We start from the raw sequence: 16,382 nt of genomic DNA on the forward strand, positions 1-16,382 counted from the left end.
ACCTGCCGCGTTCGCTGCAACGCCTGATGGCCCGCCCCGCGGCCGACGAGCCCGCCGCGCTGCCGCGGCGCAGCTTCCTCAAGATCGTCGGCGCGAGCGGTTTCGCGCTCGGCACCTTCCCGCACCTGGCTCTGGCGCAGTCCGGCGCCGCGGCTCCCGCCGCTGGCGGCCTCAAACCGACCCAGCAGCCGCTGGCCTTCGTGCAGATCGCGCCCAACGGCGAGGTCATGGTGACCATCAACCGGCTCGAGTTCGGCCAGGGCGTGCAGACCGGCCTGCCGATGATCCTGGCCGAGGAGCTCGACGCCGACTGGGCGCTGGTGCGCAGCCGCAGCGGCACCAACGACGCCGCCTATGCCGATCCCTTCTTCGGCATGCACCTGACCGGCGGCTCGAACACCATCAAGAACAGCTTCGTGCAGTACCGCGAGCTCGGCGCGCGCGCCCGCGCCATGCTGCTGTCGGCCGCGGCGGCGCGCTGGAAGGTCGATGCCTCCACCCTGCGCACGCAGGCCGGCACGGTGCTCGGCCCGGGCGGGCGCAAGGCGAGCTATGGCGAACTGGCCGAGGCGGCGATGGCGCTGCCGGTGCCCGAGAAGGTGGTGCTCAAGGACCCGAAGGACTTCCGCATCATCGGCCGCCCGACCCAGCGCCTCGACGCGGCCGCCAAGAGCAGCGGCCGGCAGGACTTCGGCATCGACGTCAAGCACCCGGGCCAGCTCACGGCGGTGGTGGCCCATCCGCCGGTGTTCGGCGCCCGCTTGGCTTCGGTCGACGACAGCGCCGCGCGCGCCGTCAAGGGCGTGAAGGCCGTCGTGCGCATTCCGCTCGACCGCGGCGCCGAGGGCGTGGCGGTGGTGGCCGACGGCTACTGGCCCGCCAAGCTGGGCCGCGACGCGCTCAAGCTGCAGTGGGACACGGCGGCGGTCGAGAAGGTCGACTCCGACAAGCAGCTGGCCCAGTACCGCGAACTGGCCGGTCGTCCCGGCAACCGCAAGTTCGACGCCGACATGGCGCCGCTGGCCAGCGCGCCGCGCAAGCTCGAGGCCGAGTTCGTGTTTCCCTACCTGGCGCATGCGCCGATGGAGCCGCTGAACTGCACCGTGAAGCTGTCGGACGGTCGCGCCGAGCTGTGGGTCGGCACCCAGTCCGCCGACCTCGACGGCTTCGCCGCGGCGCGCGCGCTGAAGCTCGAGCCCGCGCAGGTGAAGGTCAACGTGCAGATGGCGGGCGGCGGCTTCGGCCGGCGCTTCGTGAGCACCAGCGACTTCGTGGTCGAGGCCTGCGAGATCGCCAAGGCCACGCGCGCGGCCGGCCTCGACGTGCCGGTGCGGCTGCTGTGGAGCCGCGAGGACGACATCAAGGGCGGCTACTACCGGCCGATGCACCTGCATCGCGCGCGCATCGGTTTCGACGAACGCGGCAGGATCCTCGCATGGGACCACGTCATCGTGGGCCAGTCCATCACCGCGGGCACGGTGTTCGCCGGCGCCATGGTGAAGGACGGCATCGACGCCACGGCGGTCGAGGGCATGCGCGATCCCTATCCGCTGCCGATGCGCCTGACGGTGCACCATCCGCAGCTCAACGTGCCGGTGCTGTGGTGGCGCAGCGTGGGCTCGACCCACACCGCCTTCGTGATGGAGACGCTGATCGACGAGATCGCGCGCAGCACGAAGCAGGACCCGGTGGCCTACCGCATGCAGCTGTTCGGCGACAAGCATCCGCGCCATCGCGCCGCGCTGCAGCTGGCGGTCGACAAGAGCGGCTACGGCAAGAAGAAGCTCGCGGATGGCCGCGCCTGGGGCGTGGCGGTGCACGAGTCCTTCGAATCGGTGGTGGCCTACGTGGTGGAAGCCTCGGTCAAGGACGGCCAGCCGGTGCTGCACCGCGTGACCAGCGGCGTGCACTGCAACCTGGCCGTCAATCCGCGCAGCGTGGAAGCGCAGGTGCAGGGCGCGGCGGTGATGGGGCTGTCGACCTGCCTGCCGGGCAGCGCGATCACCTTGAAGGACGGCGTGGTGCAGCAGGGCAACTTCGGCGACTTCACGGTGGCGCGCATCACGCAGGTGCCGGAGTTCGACATCCACATCGTGCCGAGCGCCGATGCGCCCAAGGGGATGGGAGAACCGGGCCTGCCACCGCTGGCGCCCGCGTTCGCCAATGCCGTGGCGCAGCTGACGGGCAAGCCGCTGCGGCAGTTGCCGTTCGACCTGGCCTGAAAACGGGGCGGTGAGAAAGGTCCGTGCCCTCGGGCACGGACCGGCGACGCTACTAGATCTAGATCGCCGCGGGCGCGGTGCTCGCGCGCGCTTCGCCGCGCACGTCCTGCGGCGACACCGCGGGCGGCAGCGCCGGCGAGGGCGGCGACAGCTTGGGCTGGTTGCGCGCCACCATGTTGTCGGGCTTCATGCGGAACAGCTGCGTGAGCGCCGCGCGGTACTGGGCCTCGCCGACCGAGTTGGTGTTGTGGTGCGAGCCGCCTTCCACCAGCACGAAGAGCTTGGGCACGGTGGCCGCGTCGTAGAGCTTGCGGCCAAGGGTCGGGTTGATCAGGCTGTCGGCGGTGCCGTGCACCACCAGCAGCGGCGCGCCGATGTCCTTGACCTTGTCGATGGCCTCGAACCGTTGGGTGATGAAGGGACGGAAGGGCAGCCAGCCCCACTTGAAGCTGCCGACCACGTCGGCGATCGAGGTGAAGGTGCTCTCGACAATGGTGCCGCTCTCGTCGTTCACGCGCGCGGCCAGGTCGATGCCGATGGCGCCGCCCAGCGAATGGCCGAAGATGTAGCGGTGCTGGCGCGGATGGCGCGCGGCCAGCCAGGTCCAGGCGGCGCGGGCATCCTCGCGCGCCGATTCCTCGGAGGGCAGGCCCTTGGAGCTCTTGCCGAAGCCGCGGTAATCGATGGCCAGCACCGAGAAGCCCAGCTCGTGCATGCGCTGGATGCGCGGGGCCGAGCCGGCCACGTTGTAGCGTGCGCCGTGCAGGTACAGCAGCACCGGGGTGTCGGTGGTCTCGGGCTCGCCGCCGAGCCACAGGCCGTGCAGGCGCGCGGGCTCGCCCGTGATGGAGGACTGGAAGTCGATCCACACGTCCTGCATGCCCTGGGCCATGGTGGCGGTGTTGCCCCAGCTGCGGTCGCTGGGCTGGAAGATCCATTCACGCTGCTGCTCGTCGAAGGTCGAGCAGCCGGCGGCAAGAATGGCGCAAAGCGATAGGACTGACGCGAGGAGGGTCCAGCGTTTCATCATGGGAATGAGGGACAGCGAAGCCGGCGAAAAAGTTCATCTGCTTTCTGCCGAAACACGCCGACGTGCATTTCGACACCTCCCTGGCCAGCGCTTCATGGCGTCTTTGGCGAACTCACCATGCAACGTGCGTGCCCGCCATGCGGATGACGGCCCCAAACCCGGAAAAACCCTCAAAAAGCCGCCAGTTGGCGGCTTTTGGGACGGCTTTTCGGGGCGGATTTCGCTCAGCGCCCGCGCATGAACAGGGCGTCGAGCTCCCGGATCGAGAGCTGGCGCCAGGTCGGACGGCCGTGGTTGCACTGGTCCGAACGCTCGGTCGCCTCCATCTGGCGTAACAGGGCGTTCATCTCGTCGAGCGTGAGCTTGCGGTTGGCGCGCACCGCGCCGTGGCAGGCCATGGTCGACAGCAATTCGTTCTGGGCCCGCTGCACCACGGTGCTCGCGTCGTGCTGCGACAGCTCGGCCAGCACGCTGCGCGCCAGCTCGACCGGGTCGCCGTCGGCCAGCGTGCCGGGCACCGCGCGCACCGCCAAGGTGCGCGGCGAGAAGGGCGTGATCTCCAGGCCCAGGGTAGCGAGCACGGCGGTGCAGGCCTCGGCCGTGGCCACTTCCTGCGGCGTGGCAGCGAAGGTGGCGGGGATCAGCAGCGGCTGGCTCGAGATGGCGGCACCGTCGAGCTGGGTCTTGAGGCGCTCGTAGACGATGCGCTCGTGGGCCGCGTGCATGTCGACCACGATCAGGCCCTGGCTGTTCTCGGCCAGGATGTAGATGCCCTGCAACTGCGCCAGCGCGCGGCCCAGCGGCCAGGCTTCGTCGTTGTGGGCCAGCGTTTGGGGCTCGGCTGCCAGGCCCGCGGAAGCCTGGAACGGCGCGGCCGGGGCCTGGGTGCCGAAGGCGGCGGCGGGCGCCGCGCCGACGCCGGAATCGGACAGCACGGGCCAGTGGGCCGAAGACGATTCGGGCGCCAGCAGGGTCTCGCTGGCGCGCCGCGGCCACATGGCCTCGAAGTCGCCGGCGCCGCGCTCGGCGGCCCTGAAATTGATGGCGGGCTGCGACCACGAGCCGGTCGTGACCGGCGACACCGGCTTGAAGAAGGGCTGCTGCGCCTGGGCCGCCTGCGTGGCGTCGCCGGCGCGCGGCGCGGCCAGTGCGTTCTCGACCGCATGGCGCACCGCCTGGTGCACCTCGCGGCCGTCGCGGAAGCGCACCTCGATCTTGGTCGGGTGCACGTTCACGTCGACGCGCGCGGGGTCGATCTCGAGGTAGAGCACGTAGACCGGCTGGCGCTGGCCGTGCAACACGTCCTCGTAGGCACTGCGCACCGCGTGCGACAGCACCTTGTCGCGCACGAAGCGGCCGTTGACGTAGAAGAACTGGTGGTCGGCGCGCGAGCGCGCGGCATCGGGAATGCCGGCGCGGCCGACCACGCGCACCGGGCCTCCGACGTGCTCGACGACGACGCTCTGCGCCACGAAATCCTCGCTGAGCGCGTCGCCCAGGCGCTGTTCGCGCTGCTCGCTGGCGCGCCACTGCTCGACCAGCTTGCCGTCGTGCCAGACCGAGAAGCCCACGTCGGGCCGTGCCAGCGCATGGCGGCGCACCGCCTCGATGCAGTGGGCGAGCTCGGTGGCATCGGTCTTGAGGAACTTGCGCCGCGCCGGGGTCGCGAAGAACAGCTCGCGCACCTCGACCGTGGTGCCGCGCGAACGCGCCACCGGGCGCAGCTCGCCGGTGCGGCCGTCGAGCGACCAGGCGCCGTCGGCACCCACCGCGCGCGACTGCAGGCTCAGCTCGGCGATCGCGTTGATGGCGGCCAGCGCCTCGCCGCGAAAGCCCATGGTGCCGACCGTCTCGAGGTCGTTGAGGCTCGCGATCTTGCTGGTGGCATGGCGCCGCAGCGCCACCACGAGTTCCTCGCGCGGGATGCCCAGGCCGTCGTCCTCGATCGAGATCAGCCGCACGCCGCCGGACGCCAGCCGCACCGTGACCTGTGTCGCGCCCGCGTCGAGCGCGTTGTCGAGCAGCTCGCGCACCACCGAGGCCGGGCGCTCGACCACCTCGCCCGCGGCGATCTGGCTGATCAGCTCGTCGGGCAGTTCGCGGATCGGGCGGCGTTCGGCGGGGGGAGGGAGGAGGTGGGAAGGGCGCTCACCGAACCATTCTAGAAGCTGGCCCGGACCGGACCGGCGGGCGGGGCATCGGCTGTATTTGCAGCGCTTATACGGCCTCGCAACCGATCTCATTGGCGCTCGCGCGGCGCTCTCCCTAAGCTCCGGCCGCTCCACGAGAACGCCCTTCGAGAAAGACCTCCAATGACCCCCCGCCCCCTCCGTTCCGCCGCCTGGTTCGACAACCCCGAGCACAGCGAACTCTCGGTCCTCCACCTGGCCTGGTACCTCAACTACGGCCTGACGCGCGAGGAGCTGCAGTCCGGCCGCCCGATCATCGCGATCGCGCAGAGCGGCTCCGACCTGACGCCGTGCAACCGGCACCACCGCGAGCTCGCGCAGCGGGTGCGCGACGGCATCCGCGAGATGGGCGGCATCGCGATGGAATTCCCGATGCACCCGATCCAGGAGAACGGCCGCCGGCCCACGGCCGCGCTCGACCGCAACCTGGCCTACCTGGGCCTGGTCGAGACGCTGACCGGCTACCCGATCGACGGCGTGGTGCTGACCACCGGCTGCGACAAGACCACTCCGGCCGCGCTGATGGCCGCGGCCACCGCGAACATCCCGGCCATCGTGCTGTCGGGCGGGCCGATGCTCAACGGCTGGCACGACGGCCAGCGCACCGGCACCGGCACCACGCTGTTCAAGGCGCGCGAGCTGTTCGCCAAGGGCAGCATCGATTTTCCGGGCTACATCGACCTGGTCGGCTCCACCGTGCCCTCGATCGGCCACTGCAACGTGATGGGCACGGCCTCGACCATGAACGCGCTGGCCGAGGCGCTGGGCATGAGCCTGCCGGGCTGCGCCGCCATTCCGGCACCGTACCGCGAGCGCGGGCAGATGGCCTACGAGACCGGGCGGCGCATCGTGCAGATGGTGCGCGAGGACCTCAAGCCCTCGGACATCCTCACGCGCGCGGCCTTCGAGAACGCGATCGTCGTCAACTCGGCGATCGGCGGCTCGACCAACGCGCCGATCCACCTGATCGCGATCGCCAAGCACGCGGGCGTGGACCTGACCATCCAGGACTGGGAGAGCGTGGGGCTCGAGGTGCCGCTGCTGCTCGACATGCAGCCGGCCGGCAAGTACCTGGGCGAGGAGTTCTACCGCGCCGGCGGCGTGCCGGCCGTGGTGGCCGAGCTGCATCGCCACGGCCTGATCCGCGAGGGCGCGCTCACGGTCACGGGCCGCACCCTGGCGCAGAACTGCGCGCAGGCGCCGGTGAAGGACGCCGACGTGATCCGCCCCTTCGAGGCGCCGCTGCGACAGAACGCCGGCTTCCTCGTGATGTCGGGCAATCTGTTCGACAGCGCGATCATGAAGACCAGCGTGATCTCGGACGAGTTCAGGGCGCGCTACCTGAGCGCGCCCGGCGACCCCGATGCCTTCGTCGGCCGCGCGATCGTGTTCGACGGTCCCGAGGACTACGAGCGCCGCATCGAGGACCCGGCGCTGGACATCGACGCTTCCTGCATCCTGTTCATGCGCGGCGTGGGGCCGATCGGGCACCCGGGCTCGTCGGAGGTGGTGAACATGCGCGCGCCCGCGCACCTGCTCAAGAGCGGCATCTCGGCGCTGCCCTGCATCGGCGACGGCCGGCAGTCGGGCACCTCGGGTTCGCCCTCGATCCTCAATGCTTCGCCCGAGGCCGCGGCGGGCGCGGGCCTGGCGCTGCTGCGCACCGGCGACCGCGTGCGCGTGGACCTGAAGGCGCGTCGCGTCGACATGCTCGTGGACGACGAGGAACTGCGCTCCCGCGCGCGCCAGCTCGAGGCGGCGGGCGGCTATCCGATCCCCGCGAGCCAGACGCCGTGGCAGGAGATCCAGCGCGCGATGGTCGACACGCTGTCCGAGGGCATGGTGCTCAAGCCGGCCGTCAAGTACCAGCGCGTGGCGCAGACGGCGGGGATTCCGCGCCGCAACCACTAGCGCCAAAGAACCCCACCCAGAACACCCAGGAGACAACGACGATGAATCCCTACAGCCCCCTGGTCGGCGCGGCCGTCCACAAGGCGCGCTGGCGCCTGCTGCCGATGCTGATCCTCATGTACATCATGTCGATCCTCGACCGCGTCAACGTCGGCTTCGCGAAGAACGCGCTGCAGATCGACACCGGCCTCAGCGACGGCGCCTTCGCGCTCGGCGCCGGCATCTTCTTCGTGAGCTACGCCATCTTCGAGGTGCCGAGCAACGTGATCATGACGCGCGTCGGCCCGCGCATCTGGCTCAGCCGGATCATGGTGAGCTGGGGCCTGGTGGCCTCGGCCATGATGTTCGCGACCACCGAGACCTCGTTCTACCTGCTGCGCTTCCTGCTCGGCATCGCCGAGGCCGGCTTCTACCCGGGCGTGCTGCTCACGCTGACCTACTGGTTCCCGGCCAAGGTGCGGGCGCAGGCCAACGGCATCCTGCTGTTCGGCTTCGCGGGCGCGCTGGTGATCGGCGGGCCGGTCTCGGGCGCGCTGCTCGAGATGCACGGCATCGGCGGGCTCAAGGGCTGGGAGTGGATGTTCCTGATCGAGGGCGCGATGGCGGTGGCGGTCGGCATCGCGGCCTTCTTCGTGATCGTCGACCGGCCGCATGCCGCGAAGTGGCTCGCGCCCGCGGAGCAGGATGCGCTGCAGGCCGTGCTCGACCAGGAGGCGGCGCAGAAGGCGGCCGGCAGCCCGCACACCGTGATGCAGACCTTGCGCAACCCGAAGGTGATGTTCTTCGCGCTGAACTTCTTCATCGTGCAGATCGCGGCCTACGGCCTGATCTTCTACCTGCCGAGCCAGGTGTCGCAGATCCTCGGCCAGAAGATCGGGCTGATGGTGGGCTTCGTCACCAGCATCCCGTGGCTGCTGGCGCTGTTCGTCGTCTACTTCGTCACGCGCTGGTCGGACCGGCACCACGAGCGGCGGCGCCTCACGGTGGCCTCGCTCTACACGGTGTTCGGCGTGTGCGTCTGCCTGTCGGCGCACGGTTCGCCGATCTTCGCGATCGCCGCGCTGTCGATCGGCGCCTCGACCTGGCTGTCGGGCACGCCGATCTTCTTCGCCTTCCTGTCGGAGCGCCTGTCGGGCCTGGGCATCGCCGCCGGCATCGCGCTGGTGAACTCCATCGGCAACCTCGGCGGCTTCGTGGCGCCGAGCCTGCGCACCTATGTCGAGCAGAGCCATGGCGGCTCGGCCGCGGGCCTCTACACGCTGGGCGGCGCGGCGCTGCTCGCGGCCCTGATGCTGGCGCTGATGCCCAGAGGCTGGCGCACGGTGGCCGCCGCGCCGCGCGAGGCCGCGCGGTCCGGCGCGGCGCTCGAAGGCTCGGCGCTGCCGCGCGGCTGAGGCCGGGTCAGAGCGAGAGCCGCCAGGCGCGCGCGAGCGCCTGCATCGCGCAGTCGACCTCGGGGCGCCGCAGCGCGCCCGCGAGGCAGACGAAGCGCAGGTCGCTCTCGATGCCGACCTGGTCGGCGATCACCAGCCCCTCGCGCTGGCTGGCGCGCAGCGCCACCGCGTCGCGCGCCAGCGAGATGCCCACGCCCGCGCGCACCAGCGCGAGCATCGACGACTCCTGGTCGGCCTGCGCCGCCTTCTTCAGCACCAGCCCGCGCGCCTGCAGCATCGGCGCCAGCAGCCGCGAGTGCGAGGAGGTCGCCGGCGCCAGCACCCAGGGCAGGCAGCTCAGGTCGGGCCAGTCGCGGCCCATCACCTGCGGCCCCCAGCCCGGCGGGCCGATCACCTGGTAGCTGAAGCGCGTGAGCACGCTCGAATGGAAGGCCTTGCCCTCGCTGCGGCGCGAGGCCGAGCTGGCCTGCGGCAGGTCGCTCGCGTCGGGATCGCCGAGGTAGAAGCCGACGTCGACCTCCTTGTTCAGCAGCTTCGCGAGCACCTCGCCGCTGGTGCCGTGGTGCAGCTCGGTCTCGAGCTCGGGCGCCAGCGTCACCAGCTCCCTGAGCAGGCCGCTCAGGCGCGTGAACTCGGGGTCGAGGATGGTGCCGATGCGCAGCGCGCCGCGCACGCCGCCCTTCATGCGCTCGGCGGCGATCGCGAAATCGTTGAGGCCCTCGAGCGCGTGTTCCGCATGGTTCAGCAGCGCCGCGCCGTCGCGCGTCAGCAGCAGGCCGGTGGGCGTGCGCTGGAACAGCTCGAGCTCGACCAGCGCGCCGAGTTCCTTGAGCTGCAGGCTGACCGCCGGCTGCGTGAGGAAGAGACGCTGCGCGCCTTTGGACACCGATCCCTCGCGCGCGACGGCCACGAAGGCCTGCAGCAGCCGCGGGTCGATCTTCTTCATGCGGCGCGCGTGTTCAGGGCATCAGCGTGTTCGACGGCAGGGTCTCGTCGAGCAGCTTGCGTGCCGTCTCGATGCCGGCCACCGGCAGCAGCTTCGGATCGAGCAGGCCCACCTGCACCAGCACGCTGGCCTGGTCCCAGTAGATGTGCTCGTGGTAGAGCTTGTCGCCGCGGAACTTGATGACCGCGAGCAGCGGCACCTCGACGCGCCGGCCCGTGGGCGCCACGCCCGGCAGCATCCACGGGATCTCGGTGGTGTGGGTGAAGGTGAACAGCAGCTCGTCGACCACCTGCGTCGCGCCGACGGTGCGCGAGATCGAGGTCAGCGCGGTGTCGGGCGGATTGCTGTTGACGAAGTGGTGGGTATAGAAGGCGTGCAGGTTCTTGTAGCCCACGCCGCCGGTCATGGTCGGGATGTGGTTGACGTAGGGCTCGGCCACCATGGTCGACATGGTGTCGTCGACGTTGCGCGTGCCGAACTCGTACTCGCAGTGCTTGTCCCACAGCGCCGAGAGGTCGTAGTGCGGGCCGATCGCGCCCTTGAGCGCGGCGATGCTGCGCTCGTGCGCCATCAGCGCCGAGGGCTTGTGGAAGTGGTCGCCGCCCGCGCGCGCGAAGGCGTGGTCGACGCCCGGATAGACGTGCAGCGCCACCTTCGGATGGCCCCGGAGCGCCTGCACGATGCGCTCGCGCGCCTCGGGCGGGCAGAACTTGTCGAGCTCGGCCACGTGCAGCAGCAGCGGTTTCTTGATGTTCTTCGCTTCCTCGAGCGCCGCGTCGATGCCCACGCCGTAGTAGCCCACCGACACGTCGGCATCGGTGCGGCAGGCCGCGAGGTAGGCCAGCTTGCCGCCGAGGCAGAAGCCCAGCACGCCGGCCCGGCGCTCGACCACCTCGGGCCGGTCGCGCAGCACGTCGAGCGCGGCCTGGATGTCCTCCATGCCCTTGGCCTCGTCGAAGCCGCCGTAGAACTTGAAGGCCTGCTGCCAGTCGGCCTCGCTGTAGCCCAGTTCCACGTCGGGCTGCTGGCGCCAGAACAGGTCGGGCACCAGCGCCACGTAGCCTTCCTCGGCGTAGTAGTCGGCCACGTCGCGCATGGTCTTGTTCACGCCGAAGATCTCCTGCGCGATCACCAGGCCGGGCCCGTGGCCCGCGGCCGGCACGGCGAGGTAGCCGCGGAAGCTGCCGCTGCCGTCTTTGGCGGCGAGCTGGATGTATTGACCTGTCATGGGTGTCTCCAAGGTGGGGATGGGTGTTCTGCAGGCGCGTTCGCGGCCTGGGGTCTTCGATCGAGGGGCGGACGCTGCAAGGATAATCCGCCCCCATGGAAATCATCAGCTTTCTCGTCGACTTCATCCTGCATGTCGACAAGCACCTCGAGGCCTTCGTCATCGCCTACGGTCCCTGGGTCTACGCGCTCCTGTTCCTGATCGTGTTCGTCGAGACCGGGGTGGTGGTGATGCCCTTCCTGCCTGGCGATTCGCTGCTGTTCATCGTGGGCGCGCTGTGCGGCGTGGGGCTGATGAGCTTTCCGATCGCCTGCACCTTGCTGGTGATCGCGGCGATCCTCGGCGACCAGTGCAACTACAGCATCGGCCGCTACTTCGGGCCCAAGGTGTTCCAGTGGGAGAGTTCGCGCTTCTTCAACCGCAAGGCCTTCGACCAGGCCCATGCCTTCTACGAACGCTACGGCGGCATCACCATCGTGCTCGCGCGCTTCATGCCCTTCATCCGCACCTTCGCGCCCTTCGTGGCCGGCGTGGCCGAGATGAGCCGCGCCAAGTTCAGCATGTTCAACGTCGGCGGCGCGCTGCTGTGGGTGCTCGGCATCGCGACCGCGGGCTACTTCTTCGGCAACCTGCCGCTGGTGCGCCAGCACCTCGACAAGATCATCTGGGCACTGATCTTCGTGCCGGGCCTGCTCGCGATCTTCGGCGCCTGGCGCGCGGCGCGGGCCGAGAAGGCGCGTGCGCAGCAGGGCGCCTGAAGCCGCGTCCGCCCACGAAGAAAGAGCGCCCCGCGGGGCGCTCTTTTCGTTGGTGCAGCACGGGTGCCTGGCACCCGGGTGGTCAGTAGGTCGGGCCGTTGCGCGGGTAGTAGTTGCCCTGCGGATAGCGCTGCTGGTTGTAGTAGTTGCGTTCGTCGGCGTTGCGGCCGACCTGGTTGCCGATGATGCCGCCGATGGCGGCACCACCCACGGTGCTGGCGGTGTTGCCGCCGATCGCATTGCCGACCAGCGCGCCGCCGACCGCGCCGACACCCGTGCCCAGGTTCTGGTTCGGGCCCGACGCGCAGCCCGCCAGTGCCATCACCGAGGTGGCCGCCGCAGCGGCAATCCAGATGCGTGCTTTCATGATGTCCACCTTTCTGTTTAAAAATCGATGGAGTGATCTTCTGCAGAACGGTGTTCCACCCCATGTAGGAGCCCGCCGCGCCTGCCTGTGCGGGGCGCCGGGCCGCGGCGTGGGAAGGGGAGCCTGCGCGGGGTCGGCGCTGCCCACGCCGCCCTCTGAAAACCGGCCCGCGGGCCGGCTCAGAGCTGCCGGCTGCGCGCCAGCGGCGGGTTCTGCGCGAAATAGCGCTGGATGCCGCGCATCAGCGCGTCGGCCAGGTCTTCCTGGTACTGCACGCGGCGCAGGTTGGCTTCTTCCTCGGGGTTGCTGATGAAGGCGGTCTCGACCAGCACGCTCGGGATGTCGGGTGCCTTCAGCACCGCGAAGCCGGCCTGCTCGACCTGGCCCTTGTGCAGCCGCGCGCCGATGCCCTTGATCTCGCCGAGCATCGCGCCGCCGAGCTTGAGGCTGTCGTTGATCTGCGCGGTGGTGCTCATGTCGAGCAGCGCGCGCTGCACCTGCGCCTCGTGGTTGCCGACGTTCACGCCGCCGACCTTGTCGGCGTCGTTCTCCTTGTTGGCGAGCCAGCGCGCGGCGCTGCTCGAGGCGCCGCTCTGGCTCAGCGCGAACACGCTGGCGCCGCGCGCGGCCGGCGTGGTGAAGGCGTCGGCGTGGATGCTCACGAACAGGTCGGCCTGCACGCGCCGCGCCTTCTGCACGCGCACGCCCAGCGGCACGAAGAAGTCGGCATCGCGCGTGAGGAAGGCGCGCATCGGGTTGCCGTTGATGCTGCTGGCGTTGATGCGGTCGCGCAGGCGGAACGCGACCTGCATCACGATGTCCTTTTCGCGCGTGCCGGCCGGACCGATGGCGCCGGGGTCCTCGCCGCCATGGCCGGGGTCGAGCGCGACGATGATGATGCGGTCGGTGCGGTTGGTGGTGGCACCGCCGCGCGCGACCGCCACCGGCGGCGGCGGGGCCACGGGCCGGGGCGCGGCCGCAGGCGGGCTCGGCGGCATCGGCAGCGGGCGGTTGTCGGCGACCGCGGGCGGCGGCGTCGCGGGGCCGGGCCGCATCGACTGCTGCGCCATGAGATCGCCCAGCGGGTCCTGCACGGGAGGCGGCGCGGTCGCCACGACGGGTGGGCGCGGCGCCGGTGCCGGCGCGACCGCGCCGGGCACGGGCCGCGGTGCGGGCACGTTGGGCGAGGGCCGCACGAGGATCGGCGGGCCGCCGTCGGGTGCCAGGCCCGAGGGCGGCGTCGCGGGCGGCGGCACCGCGGGCGCGCTGGCCACCGAGGTGTCGTTGCTGCCGCTGGTGCGCGGGGCGTCGCGCAGGCGCTCGGTGATCAGCGCCTCCATCGGGTCGATGGCCTTCTCGGGATAGAGGTCGAGCACCAGCCGGTGCTTGTAGGCGGCGATGGGCGCGAGCGAGAACACCTGCGGCGCCACGGTCTGCTTGAGGTCGAACACGATGCGCACCACCTTCGGTGCGTTCTGTCCCACGCGCAGGCCGTTGATGTAAGGGTCGCCGGGCTTGATCTTGCCGACCAGCTCGCGCAGTTCGCTGCTGAGGTCGATGCCCTCGATGTCGACCGCGAGCCGCGGCGGGTTGCCGACCACGAGCTGCTGCGAATGCAGGCGCACGTCGGACTCGATGGTCACGCGCGTGTAGTCGGCCGCGGGCCAGACGCGCACCGCGAGGATGCTGGCGCCGCGCGCGATCTGATGGACGCCGAGCACCAGCGCGAGGCTGCCGCCCTGCAGCAGCACGCGCCGCTTGAGGCCGCCCGCCTTCATGCGGCGGCGTGGGACAGCAGGTCGCCGCCGCGAGGTGTGTTCGCCAGGAGTTTCACGCTGCGTGTGTCGTCGGTCATTGCTTCGATTTTAATAGCTAGGTCCGCAATTGGAGTGCGCCCCGCCGCGTTTTCGGGCCATTCCGCCAGCTTGAGGCCCGGGCCCGCGAAGATGTCGCGGAAGCCCGCGTCCTCCCATTCGCGCGGATCGCTGAAGCGGTAGAAGTCGAAGTGGAAGATCGCGAGGCCGTCGGGCGCCTCGTGCGGCTCGACCACCGCATAGGTCGGGCTCTTGATGCGCCCCGTGATCCCGAGCGCGCGCAGCAGGTGCCGCACGAAGGTGGTCTTGCCGGCCCCGAGGTCGCCGTGCAGTTCGACGAAGGCATCGCGCAGGGCGGGGGAGGCCGCGAGCGAGCGAGCGAAGGCCTCGGTGTCGGCCTCGTCGCGCCAGCGCATTTCTACAATCGGCAAGTGATCGTCAGCAGCCATCCACTCGTTGTGCGTATTCAGGCCTTGGCCCGGGAACTCGGATTCTCCCAAATCGGAATCGCGGGCGTCGATCTGTCGAGCGCCGAGGACGGTCTGATGCAATGGCTGGCCCATGGGTTCCATGGCGAGATGGAATACATGGCCGCGCACGGCACGCGGCGCGCGCGGCCCGCCGAGCTGGTGCCCGGCACCGTGAGCGTGATCACCGCGCGCATGGACTACCTGCCGCGCGACACCGATCCCGACTGGCAGGCGATCGAGTTCGAACGCCTGCGCCGACCCGGCGAGGCCATCGTCTCCGTCTATGCGCGCGGCCGCGACTACCACAAGGTGCTGCGCAACCGGCTCGCGAAACTGGCCGAGCGCATCGCGCAGGAGGTCGGGCCTTTCGGGCACCGCGCCTTCACCGATTCGGCGCCGGTGCTCGAGGCCGAGCTGGCCTCGCGCAGCGGGCAGGGCTGGCGCGGCAAGCACACGCTGGTGCTCGATCGCAACGCGGGCTCGATGTTCTTTCTCGGCGAGATCTACGTCGACATGGTGCTGCCCGAGAGCGAGCCGGTGAGCTCGCACTGCGGCAGCTGCAGCGCCTGCATCGACGTGTGCCCGACGCAGGCGATCGTGGCGCCGCGGCGGCTCGATGCGCGGCGGTGCATCTCCTACCTCACGATCGAGCATGGCGGGGCGATCCCGGTCGAGCTGCGCACGTCGATGGGCAACCGGATCTATGGCTGCGATGACTGCCAGCTGATCTGTCCGTGGAACAAGTTCGCCAAGAAGAGTTCGTTGCCGGACTTCGATGCGAGGGAAGGGTTGACGGGGCGCGGCCTGGCCGAGCTGTTCGCCTGGACCGAGGAGGAGTTCCTGCGCCGGACCGAGGGCAGTCCGATCCGGCGGATCGGGCATGAGCGATGGCTGCGGAACATCGCGGTGGCGCTGGGGAATGCGCTGAGGGCTGGCGAGGAGGGGGCTCGCGAGGCCCTGGTTTCGCGCAAGGACGGGTCCAGTGCCCTGGTTCGGGAGCACGTCGAGTGGGCCTTGGGGGCGGTCGCTTCCGAATAGTTTTTTTGGGGATTGGCCGGCCGCGTTCGACCTCGGTGTCCGTCAGCCGGCTTCGCGCGCCACGGCGATGGCGGGCTGGCGGGCCAGTTCGATGAAGGCGCGCACGTAGTCGATGGCGGTGTCCGCCTCGCGTGCCCGAGGAAGATCTGCTTGGCGATGCCGCGCGGGCCGAGCCGCACCGGCACCACGTCCATCTTCTGCGCGTACTCCTCGACCAGCCAGCGCGGCAGCGCGGCCACGCCGCGGCCGCTGGCCACCATCTGCAACATGATGTCGGTGGTTTCGATCGCCTTGTGGCGCTTGGGCGTGACGCCGGCCGGCAACAGGAAGTGGTTGTAGATGTCCAGGCGCTCGACGTCCACGGGATAGCTGATGAGCACCTCCCCGGTCAGCTGCCGGGGCTTCACGTAGGGCGCCGAAGCCAGCGCATGACCCTTGGCCACGACCAGCACCTGCTCGTAGTCGAACACGGGCTCGAACTTCAGGCCCGGCTTGTAGAGCGGGTCAGGCGTGACCAGCAGGTCGATCTCGTAGCCGAACAGCGCGCCGATTCCGCCGAACTGGAATTTCTGCTTCACGTCCACGTCCACGTCGGGCCAGGCGGCCAGGTAGGGTGACACCACCTTGAGCAGCCACTGGTAGCAAGGGTGGCATTCCATGCCGATGCGCAGCGCGCCGCGCTCGCCCTGCGCGAACTGGCCCAGGCGCTCCTCGGCCAAGTCCAGTTGCGGCAGCACGCGGTTCGCCACCGCCAGCAGGTACTGGCCGGCCTGCGTCAGGCGCAGGCTTCGGCCTTCGCGCAGCCAGATGTCGGTGCCCAGCTGCTGCTCCAGCTTCTTCATGCTGTGGCTCAGCGCCGACTGGGTCAGGTTCAGCACGCCCGCGGCGGCCGTCAGCGAGCCTTGCTGTTCGACCTGCCGGACGATGCTGAGGTGGAGGCGTTCAAGCATTCACATGACTCCTGCTCATGGATTGTTGAAATAAAACCATTTTACGTCATCGATTCCCCTGGCTA

12 protein-coding genes and 1 pseudogene are annotated in these 16,382 nt (G+C 70.1%); 5 read left to right on the forward strand and 8 right to left on the reverse strand.

Annotated elements, in window-relative coordinates; genetic code table 11:
* Positions 1–26 precede the first annotated feature (26 nt).
* Positions 27–2,222 (forward strand): molybdopterin cofactor-binding domain-containing protein, encoded by a 2,196-nt coding sequence (locus ACHMXE_RS22435; RefSeq protein ID WP_395351364.1) that lies wholly within the window; start codon positions 27–29, stop codon positions 2,220–2,222.
* A 58-nt stretch (positions 2,223–2,280) separates the two neighbouring features.
* On the opposite strand, the gene ACHMXE_RS22440 is transcribed toward ACHMXE_RS22435, so the two are convergent.
* Positions 2,281–3,249, reverse strand: a complete 969-nt coding sequence (locus ACHMXE_RS22440) for an alpha/beta hydrolase (RefSeq protein ID WP_093354797.1) — start codon at positions 3,247–3,249, stop codon at positions 2,281–2,283.
* A gap of 227 nt (positions 3,250–3,476) precedes the next feature.
* Positions 3,477–5,309, reverse strand: a complete 1,833-nt coding sequence (gene mutL, locus ACHMXE_RS22445; RefSeq protein ID WP_395351366.1) for a DNA mismatch repair endonuclease MutL — start codon at positions 5,307–5,309, stop codon at positions 3,477–3,479.
* Between the two features lie 255 nt (positions 5,310–5,564).
* Between mutL and ACHMXE_RS22450 the strand changes: the two genes are divergently transcribed.
* Together ACHMXE_RS22450 and ACHMXE_RS22455 are read left to right on the forward strand one after the other, a co-directional pair.
* A complete protein-coding gene (locus ACHMXE_RS22450) occupies positions 5,565–7,352 on the forward strand; it encodes an IlvD/Edd family dehydratase (RefSeq protein ID WP_395351368.1) in 1,788 nt (595 codons plus the stop codon).
* 41 nt (positions 7,353–7,393) lie between these two features.
* Positions 7,394–8,746 (forward strand): MFS transporter, encoded by a 1,353-nt coding sequence (locus ACHMXE_RS22455; RefSeq protein WP_395351370.1) that lies wholly within the window; start codon positions 7,394–7,396, stop codon positions 8,744–8,746.
* A gap of 7 nt (positions 8,747–8,753) precedes the next feature.
* On the opposite strand, the gene ACHMXE_RS22460 is transcribed toward ACHMXE_RS22455, so the two are convergent.
* On the reverse strand, positions 8,754–9,692 hold the full coding sequence (locus tag ACHMXE_RS22460) for a LysR family transcriptional regulator (protein WP_209543378.1): 939 nt from the start codon (positions 9,690–9,692) through the stop codon (positions 8,754–8,756).
* A 13-nt stretch (positions 9,693–9,705) separates the two neighbouring features.
* Entirely contained in the window at positions 9,706–10,920 is a 1,215-nt protein-coding gene (locus ACHMXE_RS22465; RefSeq protein ID WP_395351372.1) for a dienelactone hydrolase family protein, read from the reverse strand.
* A gap of 95 nt (positions 10,921–11,015) precedes the next feature.
* Here ACHMXE_RS22465 and ACHMXE_RS22470 point away from each other — a divergent pair, with 95 nt between their 5' ends.
* Positions 11,016–11,678: a DedA family protein gene (locus ACHMXE_RS22470; RefSeq protein WP_093354573.1), complete on the forward strand. Its 663-nt coding sequence runs from the start codon at positions 11,016–11,018 to the stop codon at positions 11,676–11,678.
* 82 nt (positions 11,679–11,760) lie between these two features.
* On the opposite strand, the gene ACHMXE_RS22475 is transcribed toward ACHMXE_RS22470, so the two are convergent.
* The 3 genes from ACHMXE_RS22475 to tsaE form a co-directional block, all read right to left on the reverse strand.
* A complete protein-coding gene (locus ACHMXE_RS22475) occupies positions 11,761–12,045 on the reverse strand; it encodes a glycine zipper domain-containing protein (RefSeq protein WP_203201862.1) in 285 nt (94 codons plus the stop codon).
* A gap of 179 nt (positions 12,046–12,224) precedes the next feature.
* Positions 12,225–13,823 carry an N-acetylmuramoyl-L-alanine amidase gene (locus ACHMXE_RS22480; RefSeq protein WP_395351375.1) on the reverse strand — a complete coding sequence of 533 codons (1,599 nt, stop codon included), beginning with the start codon at positions 13,821–13,823 and terminating at the stop codon, positions 12,225–12,227.
* Positions 13,820–14,275 (reverse strand): tRNA (adenosine(37)-N6)-threonylcarbamoyltransferase complex ATPase subunit type 1 TsaE, encoded by a 456-nt coding sequence (gene tsaE, locus ACHMXE_RS22485; protein ID WP_395351377.1) that lies wholly within the window; start codon positions 14,273–14,275, stop codon positions 13,820–13,822. The genes ACHMXE_RS22480 and tsaE overlap by 4 nt, the downstream gene beginning before the upstream one ends.
* Positions 14,276–14,293: 18 nt before the next feature.
* On the opposite strand from tsaE, the gene queG reads away from it, so the two are divergent.
* Positions 14,294–15,367 carry a tRNA epoxyqueuosine(34) reductase QueG gene (queG, locus tag ACHMXE_RS22490; protein ID WP_395352755.1) on the forward strand — a complete coding sequence of 358 codons (1,074 nt, stop codon included), beginning with the start codon at positions 14,294–14,296 and terminating at the stop codon, positions 15,365–15,367.
* A 42-nt stretch (positions 15,368–15,409) separates the two neighbouring features.
* On the opposite strand, the pseudogene ACHMXE_RS22495 reads toward queG, so the two are convergent.
* Positions 15,410–16,317: pseudogene (locus tag ACHMXE_RS22495) on the reverse strand (LysR family transcriptional regulator).
* Positions 16,318–16,382 lie beyond the last annotated feature (65 nt).

The sequence above is a fragment of the Variovorax sp. UC122_21 genome (genome assembly GCF_044056785.1).
In the GTDB taxonomy this organism is placed as follows: domain Bacteria; phylum Pseudomonadota; class Gammaproteobacteria; order Burkholderiales; family Burkholderiaceae_C; genus Variovorax.

Coding starts and splice junctions, on each gene's coding strand:
- ACHMXE_RS22435 (WP_395351364.1), top strand. CDS start 27: ATGGCCCGCCCCGCGGCCGACGAGCCCGCCGCGCTGCCGCGGCGCAGC.
- ACHMXE_RS22440 (WP_093354797.1), bottom strand. CDS start 3,249: ATGAAACGCTGGACCCTCCTCGCGTCAGTCCTATCGCTTTGCGCCATT.
- ACHMXE_RS22450 (WP_395351368.1), top strand. CDS start 5,565: ATGACCCCCCGCCCCCTCCGTTCCGCCGCCTGGTTCGACAACCCCGAG.
- ACHMXE_RS22455 (WP_395351370.1), top strand. CDS start 7,394: ATGAATCCCTACAGCCCCCTGGTCGGCGCGGCCGTCCACAAGGCGCGC.
- ACHMXE_RS22460 (WP_209543378.1), bottom strand. CDS start 9,692: ATGAAGAAGATCGACCCGCGGCTGCTGCAGGCCTTCGTGGCCGTCGCG.
- ACHMXE_RS22465 (WP_395351372.1), bottom strand. CDS start 10,920: ATGACAGGTCAATACATCCAGCTCGCCGCCAAAGACGGCAGCGGCAGC.
- ACHMXE_RS22470 (WP_093354573.1), top strand. CDS start 11,016: ATGGAAATCATCAGCTTTCTCGTCGACTTCATCCTGCATGTCGACAAG.
- ACHMXE_RS22475 (WP_203201862.1), bottom strand. CDS start 12,045: ATGAAAGCACGCATCTGGATTGCCGCTGCGGCGGCCACCTCGGTGATG.
- ACHMXE_RS22480 (WP_395351375.1), bottom strand. CDS start 13,823: ATGAAGGCGGGCGGCCTCAAGCGGCGCGTGCTGCTGCAGGGCGGCAGC.
- tsaE (WP_395351377.1), bottom strand. CDS start 14,275: ATGCGCTGGCGCGACGAGGCCGACACCGAGGCCTTCGCTCGCTCGCTC.